This is a genomic window from Amycolatopsis sp. NPDC003861 (genome assembly GCF_053605405.1).
Genome location: NZ_JBSGJD010000203.1, coordinates 1 through 18,765 on the forward strand (window position 1 = coordinate 1; position 18,765 = coordinate 18,765).

An 18,765-nucleotide genomic window follows, 5' to 3' on the forward strand; every position below is an offset into this window, starting at 1 on the left:
CCCCCGGTCGCCCCGGGGGCGTGCGGAGCCGATCCCATAGACTTTTCCCGCCTTTGACCTCTCGCGTGCCGTGTGCGGCGGTGCGTGAACGACCAGTCCCAGCGGACGCCGAGGAGTTATGTCCGGAGCCACGGAGAAGGAAGCACAGGGCGCGGTGCTCGCCCCCGAGACGCTGCAGGAGGCGGTCAAGGCCGCCGAAGCGGCGTTCGCCGCCGCGACCGGGCTCGAAGGGCTGGCCGAGGTCAAGCCGGCCCACCTCGGTGACCAGTCCCCGGTGGGCCTGGCCCGCCGCGGGATCGGCGCCCTGCCCAAGCAGGAGAAGGCCGAGGCGGGCAAGCGCGTCAACGAAGCGCGGCAGGCCGTCCAGGCGGCTTTCGACGCGCGCCGCGCCGAGCTCCAGGTGGAGCGCGACGAGCGTGTGCTGCGCGAAGAGGCCGTCGACGTCACCCTGCCGTGGGATCGCATCCCGCGCGGCGCCCGGCACCCGATCAGCACCATCTCCGAGCGCGTCGCCGACGCCTTCGTCGCGATGGGCTACGAGGTCGCCGAGGGGCCCGAGCTCGAGGCCGAGTGGTTCAACTTCGACGCGCTGAACTTCGGCAAGGACCACCCGGCCCGGCAGCTGCAGGACACGTTCTACGTCGGCGAAGAGGACTCGGGCCTGGTGCTGCGGACGCACACCTCGCCGGTCCAGGCGCGCACGCTGCTGCACCGCGACCTGCCGGTCTACGTCGTCTGCCCCGGCCGGACGTACCGCACCGACGAGCTCGACTCGACCCACACCCCGGTGTTCACCCAGGTCGAGGGGCTCGCGGTCGACAAGGGCATCACGATGGCCCACCTCAAGGGCACGCTGGACGCCTTCGCCCGCGCGATGTTCGGCGAGAGCTCGAAGACGCGGCTGCGCCCGCACTTCTTCCCCTTCACCGAGCCGTCCGCGGAGGTGGACGTCTGGTTCGAGGAGAAGAAGGGCGGCCCCGGCTGGGTCGAGTGGGGCGGCTGCGGCATGGTCAACCCGAACGTGCTGCGCGCCTGCGGCGTCGACCCCGAGGTCTACTCCGGGTTCGCCTTCGGCATGGGCATCGAGCGCACCCTGCAGTTCCGCAACGGCATCCCGGACATGCGCGACATGGTGGAGGGCGACGTCCGCTTCACCCTTCCCTTCGGAACGGAGGCGTAGTGCGAGTCCCAGTCAGCTGGCTGACCGAACACCTCGATCTCGCGGACGAGGTCACGCCGCAGGACCTGGCCGACGCGTTCGTCCGGATCGGCATCGAGGTCGACGACCTGCGTGAGCTCGGCCCCGTGACCGGCCCGCTGGTCGTCGGCCGGGTCGCCGAGGTCGAGGAGCTCACCGAGTTCAAGAAGCCGGTGCGCTTCTGCCGCGTCGATGTCGGCGAGCCCGCCGACGAAGCCGAGGAGCTCGACGACGAAGACGACGAGGACGAAGACGACGACGAAGCCGGCGAGCTCGACGAGGGCCCGCACGGCATCAAGACCCGCGGCATCATCTGCGGCGCGCGCAACTTCGCCGAGGGCGACCTGGTCGTCGTCGCGCTGCCCGGCGCCGTCCTGCCCGGCGACTTCGCCATCGCCGCCCGCAAGACCTACGGCCGGATCAGCGACGGCATGATCTGCTCGGCCCGTGAGCTCGGCCTCGGCGACGACCACACCGGCATCCTCGTGCTGCCGCCGGGCACCGCGAGCCCGGGCGACGACGCGAGCGAGCTGCTCGGCCTCAACGACTCGGTGATCGAGCTCGCCCCCACCCCGGATCGTGGCTACGCGCTGTCGATCCGCGGGCTCGCGCGCGAGCTGTCGAACGCTCTCGACGTGCCCTTCGGCGACCCGGCGCTGCTGGAAGTCCCGGCGGCCGAGGGTGACGCCTGGCCGGTGCACGTCGAGGACCCGGAGGGCTGCCCGCGGTTCGTGCTGCGCCGGGTCACCGGCCTGGACGCGACCGCGCCGACGCCGTGGCGGATGCGCCGGCGGCTGATGCTGGCCGGCATCCGGTCGATTTCGCTGGCCGTCGACGTCACCAACTACGTGATGCTCGAGCTGGGGCACCCGCTGCACGCGTTCGCCACCAAGGCCATCCAGGGCGATCTGGTGGTGCGCCGGGCGAAGCCGGGCGAGAAACTGACCACTTTGGACGACGTCGAGCGCACGCTCGACCCGGACGACGTGGTCATCGCCGACGACAGCGGCGTCATCTCGCTCGCCGGCACGATGGGTGGCGCGAACACCGAGATCACGCCGGAGAGCACGGACGTGCTGCTCGAGGCGGCCCACTGGAACCCGGCGGCGATCAGCCGCACCGCGCGGCGGCACAAGCTGTTCTCCGAGGCCGCCAAGCGCTTCGAGCGGTTCACCGACCCGCAGCTCTGCGCGGCGGCGGTCGAGCTGGCCGCCCGGCTGCTGCGCCAGTACGGCGACGCGGCCATCCAGCCGGGCCGCACCGACGAGGGCGGCGTCGAGCCGAACCCGGCGGTCGTCATGCCGATCAACCTGCCGGACAAGGTGGCGGGCGTGAGCTACCAGCGCGGCGTCACGGTCCGCCGGCTCACCCAGATCGGCTGCAAGGTCTCGGTCGGCACGGGCGACGACGGAACGGGCCTGGTCACGGCGATCCCGCCGAGCTGGCGCGGCGACCTGCGCCAGCCGGCCGACCTCGTCGAAGAGGTGTTGCGCCTGGAGGGGTACGACAGCATCCCGTCGGTCCTGCCGGCCGCGCCGGCCGGCCGCGGCCTGACCGACGGCCAGCGGCGGGTCCGGGGTGTCTCCCGGGCGCTCGCCGAGGCGGGCTACGTCGAGGTGCGCCCGTTCCCGTTCGTCAGCGACGCGGTGTGGGACGCCTTCGGCCTCCCGGCCGACGACGTCCGCCGCAACACGGTGGTGGTCCGCAACCCCCTGGAAGCCGACCGCAACCGCCTGGCGACGACGTTGCTGCCGGGCCTGCTGGACACCATGCAGCGCAACGTGTCCCGCGGGATGAAGGACGTCTCGCTGTACCACGTCGGCCAGGTGGTGCTCCCGGCTCCGAACCCGCTGAAGGTCCCGGACCTGGGCGTCGACCACCGCCCGTCGGACGAGGACCTGGCGCTGCTCGAGGCAGCGGTGCCGCTGCAGCCGCTGCACGTCGCGGTGGTCCTCGCCGGCAACCGCCGCCGAGCGGGCTGGTGGGGCGCGGGCGAGCCGGCGAACTGGGCCGACGCGGTCCAGGCGGCCCGCACGGTCGCGGAGGCGGCCGGCGTCGAGCTGACGGTCCAGGCGGCCGACCTCCCGCCGTGGCACCCGGGCCGCTGCGCCCAGCTCCGGGTCGGCGACTGGCCGGTCGGCCACGCGGGCGAGCTGCACCCGAAGGTGGTCGAGGCCCTCGGCCTGCCGCCGCGCACGGTGGCGATGGAGCTGGACCTGGACGCGATCCCGCTGCCGGACGCCCGCCCGGCACCGAGCGTCTCGGGCTACCCGCCGGTCCTCCTCGACGTCGCCCTGGTGGCGGCGGCCGAGGTCCCATCGGCAGACCTGGCGTCGGTGCTGCGCGAGGGCGCGGGCGAGCTCCTCGAGGACATCACCCTGTTCGACGTGTACACGGGCGAACAGGTCGGCGAGGGCAAGCGATCGCTGGCGTACAAGCTGCGCTTCCGCGCCCCGGACCGCACCCTGACGGTCGACGAGGCCACCAAGGCCCGCGACGCAGCACTGGCGGCGGCGGCCGAGCGCTACAGCGCCACCCTCCGCGCCTGACGGTCACCCGGCCCCTCCCGCCCAGCCAGGAGGGGCCGGCCCGTCCCGCGCCCACCCTCCAATCACGCGAGTCGCGCCTCCAATCACGCGAGTCGCGCCTCCATTCACGCGAGTCGCGCCTCCATTCACGCGAGTCACGCCTCCATTCACGCGAGTCACGCCTCCATTCACGCGAGTCACGCTTGCAATCACGCGAGTCGCGCCTTCGATCACACGTGTCGCGCCTTCAATCACGCGAGATACCCTTTCGAGCACGCGAGTCACCCCGCTGATCACGCGGATCGACCCATCGGGCACGCGAGCCGACCGTCCCGTACGCAACTCGACCGCCCCAGGTACGCGAGCCGACCTTCCCGGCACATAAGCCGCCCCTTCGGGTACGCCGGCCGACCCTCTCGATCCGTGAACCGACCCCGCGCCCGGATCCTCAGCCGAGGTGCTTGAGCGCCTCCCGTCTCGACAGCCCGGACAGGCCCGGGTGATCGTCCACGAAGCACCGCACCCAGTCCGGCGCCGTCTTCGCGTACTCCCGCAGCGCCCAGCCGATTCCCTTCCGCAGGAAGAACTCCGGCTCGGCGATCGACGGCTCGATGGCGCGGGTCAGCAGGTCCGTGTCGGTGTCCTCCTTGGCGCCCACCTGGCAGATGATCGCCGTCCTGCGGCGCCAGAGGTCGGTGTCGTGCGCCCACGCCAGCATCGTCGGCGTCACGCGGCCGCGATGCTCACGGAGGATCGGGCCGATCCGCCGGATCGCGACCTCGTCGACGTAGTCCCACCAGGCCCCGCCGACGATCATTTCCTCGTACACCGGCAGCAGGTCCGGGTCCTGCCACCGCCGGTAGGCCCGGTACCCGGAAAGATCGATGGCCGCGTAGCGCTCCTCGCGGAATTCGGCGGTTCGCCACAACTCCAGGACGGTCGCCGAAAAAGTCACCCGATCGGTCAATGTGTGGTCGGCCAGGACGCGCTTGAGGAGCGTGCTGCGCTCGGGTTTCGGGACCCCGCGGAAGGGCATGGCCGACTTCATGTACGCCTGCATCGCCGGTGCTTTCACCGGGTCGGCCAGTTCGGCCAGCCCGGCGCGAATCGCCTTGACCAGCCTTTCGTCCGCGCTCATCCGTCCTCCTGTCGGGCTCGGGCGCCCCGGAGCGTACTGCCGGCCACCGACAGTTCCAGCGCCGCGCGGACCCCGCAGGTCCCGACGAAAGACGGATGGCGGAAGTCGCGTCGGTCGACGAGATTGTCCAGGGTTGCCGGTAGTTTCGTCGAAATCTGGCGAACGCTGTCGAAAGCGGATGAAAAGGACGACTGTGAAAAGAATCGTTGCCGCCGTCGCCGCCGCGGGGCTCGCGGCCGGGCTGATGGCCGCCGCGCCCGCCGCCTCGGCGGAGCCCGGGGTGCAGTTCACCCCCGCGCCGATCGCCTGGGGGCCCTGCGCGTCGGCGAGCCTCAAGGCCAACGGCGCCGAGTGCGGCTTCCTCGAAGTGCCGATGGACTACGCGAAGCCGGGCGGGGCGAAGGTCTCCGTCGCGGTCTCGCGGATCAAGCACAAGACCGCGCAGTCCCAGGGCATCATGCTGGTGAACCCGGGCGGCCCGGGTGGCTCCGGCCTCGGCCTGTCGGTGCTCGGGAAGTACGTGCCGAACCACGCCGGGGACAACTACGACTGGATCGGCTTCGACCCGCGGGGCGTCGGGTCCAGCAAGCCCGCCATCAGCTGCGACGGGAACTACTTCAGCTACAACCGGCCGGCGTACGTGCCGACCACCGTGCAGCTGGAGAAGACCTGGCTCGCCCGCTCGAAGGGGTACGCCGACGCGTGCCGCAAGAACGGCGAGATCCTGAACCACCTGAAGACGACCGACGTCGCCCAGGACATGGACAGCCTGCGCAAGGCGCTCGGCGAGAAGCAGATCAACTACTACGGCTTCTCCTACGGCACCTACCTCGGCCAGGTGTACAGTACGCTGTACCCGAAGAACGTCCGCCGGATGGTGCTGGACGGCAACGTCGACCCGCGGAAGGTCTGGTACCAGGCCAACCTCGACCAGGACGTCGCGTTCGACAAGAACATCAAGATCTACTTCGACTGGCTCGCGAAGTACGACGACGTCTACCACCTGGGCAAGACCGGCGACGCCGTCGAGAAGCTGTGGTACGCCACCCAGCGCAAGCTGGCCAAGGACCCGGCGGGCGGGGTGATCGGCGGTGACGAATGGACCGACATCTTCCTGCAGGCCGGCTACTACGTCTTCGGTTGGGTCGACATGGCCAAGGCGTTCGACGGCTACGTGCACAAGGGTGACTGGCAGACGCTCAAGGAGCTCTACGACAACTCGAACCCGCCGGGCGACGACAACGGCTTCGCCGTGTACCTCGGCGTGCAGTGCACCGACGTGCAGTGGCCGACCGACTGGAACCGGTGGCGGGTCGACAACTGGCTGACCTACTTCAAGGCCCCGTTCGAGACCTGGGGCAACGCCTGGTTCAACGCGCCCTGCGCGTTCTGGCCGGCGAAGGCGGGCAAGCCGGTGAACATCGACGGCCGCAAGGTGGCCGGTGCCCTGCTCATCAGCGAGGAGCTCGACGCCGCCACGCCGTACACCGGCAGCCTCGAGGTGCGGAAGCGGTTCCCGAACTCGAGCCTGATCAGCGCGCCGGGCGGCACCACGCACGCCGGTTCGCTGTCCGGTGTGGCCTGTGTGGACGACAAGGTCGCCGATTACCTGGCCAACGGCACGCTGCCGAAGCGCCAGCCCGGCAACCACTCGGACGTCCAGTGCAGCCCGGTGCCGGCGCCGGTGCCCGACGGCGCCGCGGCGCAGAAGTCGGACAACACCGCGAAAGCCGCCCAGGAGAAGCAGAGCGCGCTGGCCCAGCTGCTGCACTTCTGAGCGAACCCGCTCCATCCCGCTGCCCCGGTCCGGTGCTTCCGGACCGGGGCAGCGTCTTGTCCGCCGGTGCCCCATCGTCGCCTCCTCGTGACGTTTCGTGGTCGCCGGGAACGTTAGGGGAGGGGGCCGACAATTTCGGAGCGGAGTGGGCCGTGAGCAGCGCGTGGCCGAAAATTGTCGGGGGTGCGCGCTAGCTTCGTGGCATGTCGATCATCGAAGAGCGCCGGACCGAGGTCCGGGCAGCTGAGAACACCTACCAGATCGTGGTCTCGACCAGGACGGACGTCGACCGCGCCGAACCCACGCCCCGGGTGATGATCACCCTGGAGGCGGCCGCTCCCGGCGGCGAACCGGTCGCCGAGGGCAGCCTCGACCTCGACGTCGCGGTGGCGGACACGGTGGCGGAGCTCGTCGCGGACGGATTGCTGTCCGCGACCGGCGAGCGCCGCGGGCCGCGGCGAAGATCCGCGGGCCGTCCTGCCCAGCAGGGCCGCCCGTGGAACGAGGAGATGGACGCGGAGCTGGAGAGCCGGTGGATCGCGGGGGAGAGCGTCGCGCAGATCGCGGCGTACTTCGAGCGCACCCCCGGCGGCATCCGCGCCCGCCTGCCCCGCGTGGGCTGCGATCCGGAACACCCGGGCTGCTACCTCCCCGTGCCGCCGAGCAGGCGCACGGACCTGGACGGAGGTGAGCCTGCCTGACCGGCGGCGGTGGGCCGGTCCGCAGGGTGGACCGGCCCACCGGCCGTCGGTTCCGACTTCATCGAACGGAGGAAATCGATGAGCTTCGACTTCGCTGTCCGGCCCGGAACCCCGGCCGATCCGCGTGCCGTGGCGTCCCCCCGCGTGGCGGCAGCAAGCTGCCGGGTCGGTCCGGCTCGGCACGGCTCGCGAGTGGCGTCAAGCGCCTGGTGCCGGTCCGGCGCACCGAGCTCCGGCCGGCGCAACCGGGCCGACCGGTCAGTCCGGCACGGCCGCGGCCGCCCGGTCGGCGAGCACCTTCAGGTGCGCCACCAGTTCCGGCGGTTCCTCGACCGTGAACCCGCACCCCAGCCCCAGCAGGCGGAACGCGAGCCAGTCCAACGTGTCCGAGTGGCTCCGCCACCGGCACCGGCCGTCGCCGAGGTCGGTCAGCTCGCCCGCCGCCTGGCCGAGGCGGGGAGCTATCTGCGACGCCGGCTCCGCCAGCACAGCCACTGCCTGGTACGAAGGCGCCAGGTCGTAGAACCGCTCGAGCACGTACGCCGCCAGGTCCGTGGCGGGCGGCCGGCGCGGCACCACCCGGCCGCCGGTCGCCTGGGCGTCGCGGACGCGGTCGGCGCGGAACACGCGCCAGTCCGCCCGGTCGAGGTCGTAGGCGACCAGGTACCAGCGGCGGCCCGCGGCGACCAGCCGGAGCGGCTCGGCCCGGCGGCGGGTCTCCGCGCCGTCGTGGGCGCGGTAGCGGAACCGCACCGTCTCGTGGTTGGTGATCGCGCCGGCGAACACCGTCAGCTGCGCCGGGTCGACCACCGGCCCGGTGGCGGGCACGGCGACCGTCGCCGTGCCGATCGTGCCCACCCGGCGGCGCAGCCGGGCCGGCAGGACCTGCTCCAGCTTGGCGAGCGCCCGCACGGACGCCTCCTCGATCCCGGAAACGGACTGTCCCGCCGCGGTCCGCAAGCCGACCGCGATCGCGACGGCTTCCTCGTCGTCCAGCACGAGCGGTGGCATCGCGGTGCCGGCGACCAGCCGGTACCCGCCCGCCACGCCTCGGCTGGCCTCGACCGGGTACCCCAGGTCGCGCAGCCGCTCGATGTCGCGGCGGATGGTGCGCGGGCTGACGCCCAAGCGTTCGGCGAGTTCGCTGCCCGGCCACTCGCGGGGCGTCTGGAGCAGCGAAAGCAGGCCGAGCAACCGGGCCGGGGTGTCCGTCATGCGCCCAGCATCCCAAGGTGGCGGCCACCACTCCGGGTTTGTTTAGACTTGCAAGGGCGTGCATAATCATGCGTATGACGGTGAACATCGCGGTGGCCGGAGCCAGCGGGTACGCGGGTGGTGAGCTGCTGCGCCTGCTCCTGACCCATCCCGGGGTCGAGATCGGCGCGCTCACGGCCGCCAGCAGCGCGGGCACGAAGCTCGGCGTCCACCAGCCCCACCTCGTCCCCCTCGCCGATCGCGTCCTGGCCGAGACGACGCCGGAGACCCTCGCCGGCCATGACGTCGTCTTCCTCGCGCTGCCGCACGGGCACTCCGCGGCGATCGCGGCGCGGCTCGGCCCGGACGTCCTGGTCGTCGACCTCGGCGCCGACCACCGCCTGGCCGACGCCGGCGACTGGCAGCGCTGGTACGGCGGCGACCACGCCGGCCAGTGGCCGTACGGCCTGCCCGAACTGCCCGGCGCCCGCGAAAAGCTCGCCGGCACGAAGCGCATCGCCGTGCCCGGCTGCTTCCCGACCGGCGGCTCGCTGGCCCTCGCGCCCGCGTTCGCCGCCGGGCTGATCGAGCCCGACGTCACGATCGTCGCGGTCACCGGGACCTCCGGCGCCGGCAAGAGCCTCAAGCCGAACCTGCTCGGCTCCGAGGTGATGGGTTCGGCGAGCGCGTACGGCGTCGGCGGCGCCCACCGCCACACCCCCGAATTCGCCCAGAACCTGTCCGCCGTCGCGGGGGAGAAGGTCACCGTGTCCTTCACGCCGGTGCTCGCGCCGATGCCCCGCGGCATCCTCACCACGGCCACCGCCCCGCTGAAGGACGGCGTCGACGAGGCCGCCGCGCGCGCCGCGTACGAAAAGGCCTACGACGCCGAGCCGTTCGTCCAGCTGCTGCCCGCCGGCGCCTGGCCGGCGACGGCCTCGACGCTGGGCTCGAACAACACCCAGCTGCAGGTCACGGTCGACGCCGACGCGAAGCGCCTGGTCGTCGTCGCCGCGATCGACAACCTCACCAAGGGCACCGCCGGCGGTGCCGTCCAATCGATGAACCTGGCCCTCGGCCTCCCGGAGACCACCGGGCTTCCCACCGTAGGAGTGGCACCGTGACCGTCACCGGCCCCCAGGGCTTCCGCGCCGCCGGCGTCGCCGCCGGGATCAAGGCCTCCGGCGCGCTCGACCTGACCCTGGTCGTCAACGACGGCCCGCTCGACGTCGCGGCCGGCGTCTTCACCCGCAACGTCATCAAGGCCGCGCCGGTGCTGTGGTCGCAGGAGGTGCTCAAGCAGCAGCGGCTCAAGGCCGTCGTCCTCAACTCGGGCGGCGCCAACGCGGCCACCGGGCCCGGCGGCTTCCAGGACACCCACGCCACGGCCGAGAAGGTCGCCGAAGTCCTACAGGCGGGCGCGATCGAGGTCGCCGTCTGCTCCACCGGCCTGATCGGCGAGCGGCTCCCGATGGACGCCGTCCTGTCCGGAGTGGACACCGCCGTCAAGGCCCTCGACTCGAGTCCCGAAGCGAGCCTCAACGCCGCCACGGGCGTGATGACCACCGACACGAAACCGAAGCAAGCGTTTGCGAAGCACGACACCGGCTGGAGCGTCGGTGGTTTCGCCAAGGGTGCGGGCATGCTCGCCCCGAACCTCGCCACCATGCTTTCGGTGCTGACCACCGACGCCGTGGTGGACAAGGAAACCCTCGACCGGGCGCTGCGCGCGGCGACCCACGTCACCTTCGACAGGCTGGACGTCGACGGCGGCACGTCCACCAACGACACCGTCCTGGTCCTGGCCTCGGGCGCCAGTGGCGTCGAGCCCACCGAAGCCGAGCTCACCGAGCTGCTCACCGCGGTCAGCCACGACCTCGTACTCCAGCTGCGTGCGGACTCCGAGGGCGCGACTAAGGACGTCGACGTCACCGTGCGCGGCGCGGCCACCGAGGCCGACGCGATCGCCGTCGCCCGCACGATCGCCGAGGACAACCTGGTCAAGACGGCGCTGTTCGGCTCCGACCCGAACTGGGGCCGGATCGCCATGGCGCTCGGCCGGGCGCCGGCCCGCATCGACCCGGAGGCCGTGTCGATCGCGATCAACGGCGTCACCCTGTTCGCCCAGGGTGTGCCCGCCGCCGACCGGTCGGCGGCGGACCTCACCGGCCGGGCCATCGAAATCGTCGTCGACCTCGGCGTCGGCACGAACACGGCGACCATCTACACCACGGATCTTTCGCACGGTTACGTCGAAGAGAACAGCGCGTACTCCTCATGAACCAGGAGGCTCTGATTTCCGCGGACGAACGACTCGCGACGGCGGCCGAAAAGGCCGGGGTGCTCATCGAAGCGCTGCCTTGGCTGCAGCGGTTCCACGGGGCCACCGTGGTGGTGAAGTACGGCGGCAACGCGATGATCGACGGCCAGCTGAAGGCGGCCTTCGCCGAGGACATGGTGTTCCTCCGGCTGGCCGGCCTGCGCCCGGTCGTCGTGCACGGCGGCGGCCCGCAGATCACCGCGATGCTCAAACGCCTCGGCGTCGAAGGCGAGTTCAAGGGCGGCCTGCGGGTCACCACGCCGGAGACGATGGACATCGTCCGGATGGTGCTCACCGGGCAGGTCAGCCGCGAGCTCGTCGGGCTGATCAACGCCCACGGGCCGTACGCGGTCGGCATCTCCGGCGAGGACGCGCGGCTGTTCACCGCCGAACGCAAACAGGCCACTGTGGACGGTGAGCAGGTCGACATCGGGCTGGTCGGCGAGGTCGCCGAGGTCAACCCGGACGCGGTGCTGGACATCGTCAACGCCGGGCGCATCCCGGTCGTGTCCACGGTCGCGCCGGACGTCGACGGCGTCGTGCACAACGTCAACGCCGACACGGCCGCCGGCGCGCTGGCGGCCGCGCTGGGCGCCGAAAAGCTCGTGGTGCTCACCGACGTCGAAGGCCTCTACGCGAACTGGCCCGACCGGTCGTCGCTGATCGACCGCATCCGCGTCGACCGCCTCGAGACCATGCTGCCCGGCCTGGCCAGCGGCATGATTCCGAAGATGGAGGCGTGCGTGCGCGCCATCCGCGGCGGCGTGCGCCGGGCGCACGTGATCGACGGCCGCCTCGCCCATTCGGTCCTGCTGGAAGTCTTCACCTCGCGCGGCATCGGCACCATGGTCTTCCCCGAAACGGAGCTCCCGTGACCGACCTCGAGTCCAATGTGGATGGCCAGGCGCACTGGCAGTCCGCCCTCATGGACAACTACGGCACCCCCAAGCTGACGCTGGTGCGCGGCGAGGGCGCGAAGGTGTGGGACGCCGACGGCAAGGAGTACGTGGACCTGCTCGGCGGCATCGCCGTCAACGCGCTCGGCCACGCGCACCCGGCCGTCGTCGAAGCCGTCACCGAGCAGATCAAGCGGCTCGGCCACACCTCGAACCTCTACGTCAACCCGGTGGCCGTCGAGCTCGCCGAGGCGCTGCTCGACGTCGCCGGCCTCACCGGCCACGGCAAGGTGCTCTTCGTCAACTCCGGCGCCGAGGCGAACGAAGCCGCGCTGAAGATCAGCCGGCTGACCGGGCGCACCAAAGTGGTCGCCGCCGAAGGCGCGTTCCACGGCCGCACCATGGGGGCGCTGACGCTCACCGGCCAACCCGCCAAGCGCGACGCCTTCCAGCCGCTGGTGCCCGGGGTCGAGCACGTGCCGTTCGGGGACGTCGCGGCGCTCAAGGCCGCCGTCGACACCGAAACCGCGGCCGTCTTCCTGGAGCCGGTGCTCGGCGAAGCGGGTGTCATCCCGGCGCCGGACGGCTACCTGCAGGCCGCCCGCGAAATCACCAAGGCCACCGGCACGCTGCTGGTGCTCGACGAGGTGCAGACCGGTCTCGGCCGGCTCGGCACCTGGTTCGGCTACCAGCAGGCCGGCATCGTGCCGGACGTCATCACCCTGGCCAAGGGCCTCGGCGGCGGCCTGCCGCTGGGCGCGGTGATCGGCGTCGGCGCGGCGGGCGACCTGCTCAAGCCGGGCCAGCACGGCACCACCTTCGGCGGCAACCCGGTCTGCTGCGCGGCCGGCCTGGCCGTGCTGAAGACCATCGCCGCCGAGGGCCTCCTCGACCACGTCGCTTCGCTGGGCAAGGACATCGCGGCCGGTGTCGAAGCACTGGGACACCCGCTGATCGCCGGCGTGCGCGGCGCCGGGTTGCTGCTCGGCATCGCCCTGAAGCAACCCGTCTCGGCGGCGGTCGCCCAGGCCGCCCAGGACGCCGGCTACCTCGTCAACCCGGTCGCCCCGGACACCGTCCGGCTCGCGCCCCCGCTCGTCCTCGACGGCGACCAGGCTGAGGGTTTCCTCGCCGCACTCCCGAACGCGCTCGACTCCACCACGAAGGACTCCGACTGATGCTGCGCCACTTCCTCCGCGACGACGACGTCAGTCCGGCCGAGCAGAAGGCCATCCTCGACCTCGCCGACGCGCTCAAGGCCGACCCGCTCGGCAACAGGACCCTCGCCGGGAAGTCGATCACGGCGATCTTCGAGAAGAACTCGACGCGGACCCGGTTCTCGTTCGAGGTCGGCATCAGTCAGCTCGGCGGCCACCCGGTGATCGTCGACGGCCGTTCGATGCAGCTCGGCCGCGAAGAGACCATCGAGGACACCTCGCGGGTCCTCTCGCGGTACGTCGACGGAATCGTGTGGCGCACCTTCGCGCAGAAGCGCATCGAGGCGATGGCTTCGGCCGCGTCGATCCCGGTCGTCAACGCGCTCACCGACGAGTTCCACCCGTGCCAGGTGCTCACCGACCTGATGACGATCCGCGAGCGCAAGGGCAAGCTCGAGGGCCTCACCCTCGTCTACCTCGGCGACGGCGCCAACAACATGGCGCACTCGCTGCTGCTCGGCGGGGTCACCGCCGGGATGCACGTCCGGGTCGTCTCGCCGGTCGGCTTCCAGCCCGACCAGGGCGTGATGCTGGACGCGAAGAAGCGCGCGAGCGAGACCGGCGGCACCGCCACCGTCTTCACCGACCCGTACGCGGCGGTCGACGGCGCGGACGTGCTCGTCACCGACACGTGGACGTCGATGGGGCAGGAGAACGACGGCCTCGACCGGGTGGGCCCATTCCGTGCCCTGCAGGTCAACACCGAGCTGCTGAAGAAGGCCGCGGAAGACGCGATCGTGCTGCACTGCCTGCCGGCGCACCGCGGCTGGGAGATCACCGACGAGGTGATCGACGGCCCGGCCAGCGCGGTCTGGGACGAAGCCGAGAACCGCCTGCACGCCCAGAAGGCGCTGCTCGTCTGGCTCTTCGAAGAGAGCCGGCGATGACCGGCAGCCGGGTGGGCAGGCAGGCGCGGATCACCGAGCTCGTGTCCACCATGACCATCCGCAGCCAGACCGAGCTGGCCAAGCTGCTGGCCGCCGAAGGCATCGAGGTCACCCAGGCGACGCTGTCGCGCGACCTCGACGAACTGGGCGCGGTCAAGCTGCGCGGGCCGGATTCGGGGGCGCCGGTCTACGTCATCCCCGAGGACGGCAGCCCGGTCCGCGGGGTGCAGGGCGGGACGTCCCGGCTCTCCCGGCTGCTCGCGGAACTGATGGTCTCGGCGGACTCGTCCGGCAACCTGACCGTGCTGCGGACGCCACCCGGCGCGGCGCAGTTCCTGGCCAGCGCGATCGACCGGGCGGCCCTGGAAGAGGTCGTCGGCTCGATCGCGGGCGACGACACGGTCGCCGTGATCGCGCGCGAGCCCCTGACGGGCAAGGACCTCGCCGAACGGTTCGCCGCGCTCGCCCAGCGATCGGCCGACGAAGGACCACCGTGATCGCCGATATCTTCCCGGCCGAGGGGGAGTTCCTCGCGCCGGACGAGGTCGTCGTCACCTACGACGGCGGGGTGCCGGTGGCCATCGACGGCGAGACGGTCACCGTCGCCGAAGCGCGCCGGATGCTGAGTGCGCGCGGCGAGGCGCAGAGAATCGACCGGGGCGCCGCGTGCGCCGCGCTCGAACGGCGGGCCGGCCGCGGATGCGCCAGGCTGACCGGCACCGTTTCGGGCGAAGTCCGCCTGGTCCTGTACGACGGCCGGATCACCGTCGCCTGACATCGAACGACCACATCGAGGAGAAACGAGAACAGTGAGCGGGAACGAGCAGCCGGTGCAGCTGTGGGGCGGCCGGTTCGCCAGCGGTCCGGCGGAGGCCATGGCCGCGCTGAGCGCGTCGACGCACTTCGACTGGCGCCTGGCGCCCTACGACATCGCCGGGTCCCGCGCGCACGCTCGCGTGCTGCGCAAAGCGGGCCTGCTCACCGAAGACGAGCTGGCCGGCATGCTGGCCGCCCTGGACACGCTCGCCCAGGACGTCGCCTCGGGGACGTTCACCCCGACGATCGCCGACGAGGACGTGCACACGGCCCTCGAACGCGGCCTCCTCGAGCGCGCGGGCACCGAGCTCGGCGGCAAGCTGCGCGCCGGCCGTTCGCGCAACGACCAGGTGGCCACGCTGTTCCGGATGTGGCTGCGCGACGCCGCGCGCCGGGTCGTCGCCGGCACCCTGGAGGTCATCGACGCGCTGGTGTCGCAGGCGAAGCGGCACCCGGACGCGATCCTCCCCGGCCGCACGCACCTGCAGCACGCCCAGCCGGTGCTGCTGGCCCACCACCTGATGGCCCACGGCCAGGCGCTGCTGCGTGACGTCTCGCGCCTGCAGGACTGGGACGCCCGCACGGCCGAGTCGCCCTACGGCTCGGGTGCGCTCGCCGGCTCGTCGCTGGGCCTCGACCCCGAGGCCGTCGCCGAGGAGCTCGGCTTCGCCACCAGCGTCGAGAACTCCATCGACGGCACCGCTTCGCGCGACTTCGTGGCCGAGTTCGCCTTCGCCGTCGCGATGCTCGCGGTGAACCTGTCCCGGATCGCCGAAGAGGTGATCATCTGGAACACCGCCGAGTTCGGCTACGTGACGCTCGACGACGCCTGGGCCACCGGCAGCTCGATCATGCCGCAGAAGAAGAACCCGGACGTCGCGGAGCTGACGCGCGGCAAGGCGGGCCGGCTGATCGGCAACCTCACCGGCCTGCTGGCCACCCTCAAGGCGCAGCCGCTGGCCTACAACCGCGACCTGCAGGAGGACAAGGAGCCGGTGTTCGACTCGGTCGAGCAGCTCGAGCTCCTGTTCCCGGCGATCGCTGGCATGCTCGAGACGCTCACCTTCCACACCGATCGGCTCGCCGAGCTGGCCCCGGCGGGTTTCACCCTGGCCACGGACATCGCCGAGTGGCTGGTCCGCCAGGGCGTCCCGTTCCGCGTCGCGCACGAAGCGGCGGGCGAGAGCGTCCGTGTCGCCGAGGCCCGCGGCGTCGGCCTGGACGAGCTGACCGACGAAGAGTTCGAGAAGATCAACCCGGCGCTGACGCCCGCAGTGCGCGAAGTCCTCACCGTCGAGGGCTCGGTGAAGTCCCGGGACGCCCGGGGTGGCACGGCGCCGGTGCGCGTCGCCGAACAGCGCGCGCGGCTGGAGGAGCGCGTCACCGCGGCGCGCCAGTGGCTCAACTGAGGGTTTTGCGGAGCTTGGCCCGGACGGCCCGCGTGGCCACCGGGCCGAGCCCGTCCAGGACGTCGACGAGCACGGCCGGCCGTTCCAGCGCGGCGACGGCCTGCTCGGCGCCGTCGGGATCGACCGTGTCGGACAGCGTCAGCCCGAGGAACCCGGTGGACACGGCGTGGGCCAGCCCGTCGGGGTCCGCGAGCTCGGCCAGCGGCGACCCGGCGAGCACGCGTTCGAGGGCCGTCCGGACTTCGGTGATCCACTTGTCCAGGCCCTCGCGGGGTCGCGTCGGCAAGCCGCTCGCTGCCCTGCGCCCCGGCCAGGGTCTGGGCCAGGAGGGCCAGGTTGCCTTCCGCGCGTTCCGCGGTCCGGATCTCGCGGCCGAGCGCCACAGTCGGAGGGGGAGCCGGAGATGCGACCGGGTGACCACCGGGGCGTCGTCGTGACCGGCGTCTTCGAACGCACGCTCGGCGAGTTTGAGCGACTGCTCAAACCGGCTGGAGAGAAGTTTGAGCGATCGCTCAAGGGTTAGGGTGGGCGCGCCAGGCAGCCGAGGAGAGGACCCCGTTTGAGCGGCGACGCAGGCCGGTTGTTCACCCGTGACGAGCTGGCGCTGGACCCGGTCGACCTGGCCCACCTGCTGCTCGGCGCGGTCCTGGAGGCCGATGGCCCCGACGGCACCGTCGGCGTCCGGCTGGTCGAGGTCGAGGCCTACCGCGGCGAGGACGATCCGGCGTCCCACTGCTACCGCGGGCAGACCCCGCGCAACGCCGTCATGTGGGGACCGGCGGGGCACCTGTACGTCTACTTCGTCTACGGGATGCACTTCTGCGCGAACATCGTCGGCTCGACCGACGGCGTGGCCGGCGCGGTGCTGCTGCGCGCGGGCGAAGTCGTCACCGGCCTCGACGTCGTCCGCAAGCGGCGGCCGAACGCGCGGGGGACCGGCGAGCTCGCCAAGGGCCCGGCGATCCTGACGTCGGTGCTGCGCATCGACCGTGACGAGAACGGCGTCGACCTGACCGATCCCGCGTCGCCGGTCCGGCTGTACGTGGGCGAGCGGGTGCCGGCCGAGCGGATCCGCAGCGGCCCGCGCGTCGGCGTCGCGATGGCGATGGACACCCCATGGCGGTTCTGGGACGGCGCGTCGCCGGCCGTGTCCACCTACCGCCGCGGCGGGAAGCGCCGGGTCCGACCCGCCAGTCAGTCGGTTGACCTGGTGCGGGAGGATCTACAGGCGTGAGCGAACACATCCTCGACGAGCTGTCCTGGCGCGGCCTGATCGCGCAGTCCACCGACATCGACGCCCTCCGGCGTGAGCTCGACCAGGGTCCCGTGACGCTCTATTGCGGCTTCGACCCGACCGCACCCAGCCTGCACGCCGGCAACCTCGTCCCGCTGCTCATGCTCAAGCGCTTCCAGCGCGCGGGACACCGGCCGATTGTGCTGGCCGGCGGCGCGACCGGGATGATCGGCGACCCGCGCGACACCGGTGAGCGCACGCTGAACACCCTCGACGTCGTCGCCGAGTGGGCCGGGCGCATCCGCGGCCAGCTCGAACGGTTCGTCGACTTCGACGACTCGCCGACCGGCGCGATCGTCGAGAACAACCTGAACTGGACCGGGCAGCAGACCGCGCTGGAGTTCCTGCGTGACATCGGGAAGCACTTCTCGATCAACGTCATGCTCAACCGGGAGACGGTGAAGCGCCGGCTCGAAGGCGACGGCATGTCCTACACCGAGTTCAGCTACCTGCTCCTGCAGTCACAGGACTACCTGCAACTGCACCGCCAGTACGGCTGCAAGCTGCAGGTCGGCGGGTCGGACCAGTGGGGCAACCTCGTCGGCGGCGTGGACCTGATCCGGCGGACCGACGGAGCGGCCGTGCACGCGCTGACCGCGCCCCTGGTCACCGACGCCGAGGGCCGCAAGTTCGGCAAGTCGACGGGCGGCGGGAACCTCTGGCTCGACCCGGAGATGACCTCGCCGTACGCCTGGTACCAGTACTTCGTCAATGTGGGTGACGCCGACGTCGTCCGCTACCTGCGGATGTTCACCTTCCTCGGCCAGGAGGAGATCGCCGCGCTGGCGGAGGACACCGAACAGCGGCCCCACCTGCGGGCCGCGCAGAAGCGGCTGGCCGAGGAGTTCACCACGCTCGTCCACGGCGAGGAGCAGACCCGGCAGGTGATCAACGCCAGCCAGGCGCTGTTCGGCCGCGGCGAGCTCGGCGACCTGGACGAACGCACCCTCGACGCGGCGATGGCCGAGGTGCCGAACGGCAAGGTCGACCCGTCCGGGGACGCGACGATCGTCGACCTGTTGCTCGCTTCGGGCCTGGTCGACAGCAAGGGCGCCGCGCGCCGCACCCTCAAGGAGGGCGGCGCGTACGTCAACAACGTGAAGATCGCGGACGAGGAGTGGAAGCCGTCCCGCGAGGACGCCCTCCACGGCAAGTGGCTCGTGGTCCGCAAGGGCAAGCGCAACGTCGCTGGCGTCGCGCTCGGCGGCTGACCGGCCCCCGGTGGCCCGAAACAGGCCTCTGACCTGCGGGAACGCGGTTAAGGGACCCCCCTGTTTCGGACCCTCGGAAGGGGTGTAAAGTTCTCCAAGTCGCCAGGGAAACCGGGTGGCCACCGGGACACGAACCAAGCTCTCGCGGATCGCGATTGAGTGGGTGTCCCACCAAAAAC

17 protein-coding genes are annotated in these 18,765 nt (G+C 71.7%); 14 read left to right on the top strand and 3 right to left on the bottom strand.

The annotated features are described in order from the left end of the window. Nucleotides 1-118: 118 nt before the first annotated feature. Entirely contained in the window at nt 119-1,180 is a 1,062-nt protein-coding gene (gene pheS / locus ACWEVN_RS35770) for a phenylalanine--tRNA ligase subunit alpha (RefSeq protein WP_310976573.1), read from the top strand. Continuing rightward, the gene (gene pheT, locus ACWEVN_RS35775) at nt 1,180-3,747 is read left to right on the top strand and encodes a phenylalanine--tRNA ligase subunit beta (RefSeq protein ID WP_452054219.1); all 2,568 of its coding nucleotides are present in this window, start codon (nt 1,180-1,182) and stop codon (nt 3,745-3,747) included. Before pheS ends, pheT begins: the two co-directional genes overlap by 1 nt. Before the next feature lie 427 nt (nt 3,748-4,174). On the opposite strand, the gene ACWEVN_RS35780 is transcribed toward pheT, so the two are convergent. Next, complete coding sequence (locus ACWEVN_RS35780; protein ID WP_452054220.1) at nt 4,175-4,864, bottom strand: DNA alkylation repair protein; 690 nt, start codon at nt 4,862-4,864, stop codon at nt 4,175-4,177. A gap of 193 nt (nt 4,865-5,057) precedes the next feature. On the opposite strand from ACWEVN_RS35780, the gene ACWEVN_RS35785 reads away from it, so the two are divergent. Then, nucleotides 5,058-6,641: an alpha/beta hydrolase gene (locus ACWEVN_RS35785; RefSeq protein WP_449683298.1), complete on the top strand. Its 1,584-nt coding sequence runs from the start codon at nt 5,058-5,060 to the stop codon at nt 6,639-6,641. A 203-nt stretch (nt 6,642-6,844) separates the two neighbouring features. After that, nucleotides 6,845-7,342, top strand: coding sequence for a helix-turn-helix domain containing protein (locus ACWEVN_RS35790; protein WP_452054221.1), 498 nt, complete (start codon nt 6,845-6,847; stop codon nt 7,340-7,342). Nucleotides 7,343-7,600: 258 nt separating this feature from the next. Here ACWEVN_RS35790 and ACWEVN_RS35795 read toward each other — a convergent pair whose 3' ends face one another. Continuing rightward, on the bottom strand, nt 7,601-8,557 hold the full coding sequence (locus tag ACWEVN_RS35795; protein WP_449678677.1) for a helix-turn-helix transcriptional regulator: 957 nt from the start codon (nt 8,555-8,557) through the stop codon (nt 7,601-7,603). Between the two features lie 74 nt (nt 8,558-8,631). Here ACWEVN_RS35795 and argC point away from each other — a divergent pair, with 74 nt between their 5' ends. The 8 genes from argC to argH are packed head-to-tail and all read left to right on the top strand — an operon-like array spanning nt 8,632 to nt 16,081. Beyond that, nucleotides 8,632-9,660 (top strand): N-acetyl-gamma-glutamyl-phosphate reductase, encoded by a 1,029-nt coding sequence (gene argC / locus ACWEVN_RS35800; protein WP_452054222.1) that lies wholly within the window; start codon nt 8,632-8,634, stop codon nt 9,658-9,660. Beyond that, nucleotides 9,657-10,817: a bifunctional glutamate N-acetyltransferase/amino-acid acetyltransferase ArgJ gene (gene argJ, locus ACWEVN_RS35805; RefSeq protein ID WP_452054223.1), complete on the top strand. Its 1,161-nt coding sequence runs from the start codon at nt 9,657-9,659 to the stop codon at nt 10,815-10,817. Before argC ends, argJ begins: the two co-directional genes overlap by 4 nt. Continuing rightward, on the top strand, nt 10,814-11,731 hold the full coding sequence (argB, locus tag ACWEVN_RS35810; protein ID WP_449683294.1) for an acetylglutamate kinase: 918 nt from the start codon (nt 10,814-10,816) through the stop codon (nt 11,729-11,731). The genes argJ and argB overlap by 4 nt, the downstream gene beginning before the upstream one ends. Then, complete coding sequence (locus tag ACWEVN_RS35815) at nt 11,728-12,930, top strand: acetylornithine transaminase (protein WP_452054224.1); 1,203 nt, start codon at nt 11,728-11,730, stop codon at nt 12,928-12,930. Before argB ends, ACWEVN_RS35815 begins: the two co-directional genes overlap by 4 nt. Continuing rightward, the gene (gene argF / locus ACWEVN_RS35820; protein ID WP_452054225.1) at nt 12,930-13,856 is read left to right on the top strand and encodes an ornithine carbamoyltransferase; all 927 of its coding nucleotides are present in this window, start codon (nt 12,930-12,932) and stop codon (nt 13,854-13,856) included. Before ACWEVN_RS35815 ends, argF begins: the two co-directional genes overlap by 1 nt. Next, nucleotides 13,853-14,353: an arginine repressor gene (locus ACWEVN_RS35825; protein ID WP_191313262.1), complete on the top strand. Its 501-nt coding sequence runs from the start codon at nt 13,853-13,855 to the stop codon at nt 14,351-14,353. The genes argF and ACWEVN_RS35825 overlap by 4 nt, the downstream gene beginning before the upstream one ends. Next, nucleotides 14,350-14,631: an argininosuccinate synthase gene (locus ACWEVN_RS35830; RefSeq protein WP_310976554.1), complete on the top strand. Its 282-nt coding sequence runs from the start codon at nt 14,350-14,352 to the stop codon at nt 14,629-14,631. The genes ACWEVN_RS35825 and ACWEVN_RS35830 overlap by 4 nt, the downstream gene beginning before the upstream one ends. A 34-nt stretch (nt 14,632-14,665) precedes the next feature. Then, a complete protein-coding gene (gene argH, locus ACWEVN_RS35835) occupies nt 14,666-16,081 on the top strand; it encodes an argininosuccinate lyase (RefSeq protein ID WP_452054226.1) in 1,416 nt (471 codons plus the stop codon). Here argH and ACWEVN_RS35840 read toward each other — a convergent pair. Further along, on the bottom strand, nt 16,074-16,367 hold the full coding sequence (locus tag ACWEVN_RS35840) for a hypothetical protein (RefSeq protein WP_452054227.1): 294 nt from the start codon (nt 16,365-16,367) through the stop codon (nt 16,074-16,076). The two genes, argH and ACWEVN_RS35840, sit on opposite strands and share 8 nt — an antisense overlap. A 273-nt stretch (nt 16,368-16,640) precedes the next feature. Between ACWEVN_RS35840 and ACWEVN_RS35845 the strand changes: the two genes are divergently transcribed. Next, complete coding sequence (locus ACWEVN_RS35845) at nt 16,641-17,315, top strand: DNA-3-methyladenine glycosylase (RefSeq protein WP_452054228.1); 675 nt, start codon at nt 16,641-16,643, stop codon at nt 17,313-17,315. Then, nucleotides 17,312-18,586: a tyrosine--tRNA ligase gene (tyrS, locus tag ACWEVN_RS35850; protein ID WP_452054229.1), complete on the top strand. Its 1,275-nt coding sequence runs from the start codon at nt 17,312-17,314 to the stop codon at nt 18,584-18,586. The genes ACWEVN_RS35845 and tyrS overlap by 4 nt, the downstream gene beginning before the upstream one ends. Nucleotides 18,587-18,765: the final 179 nt, after the last annotated feature.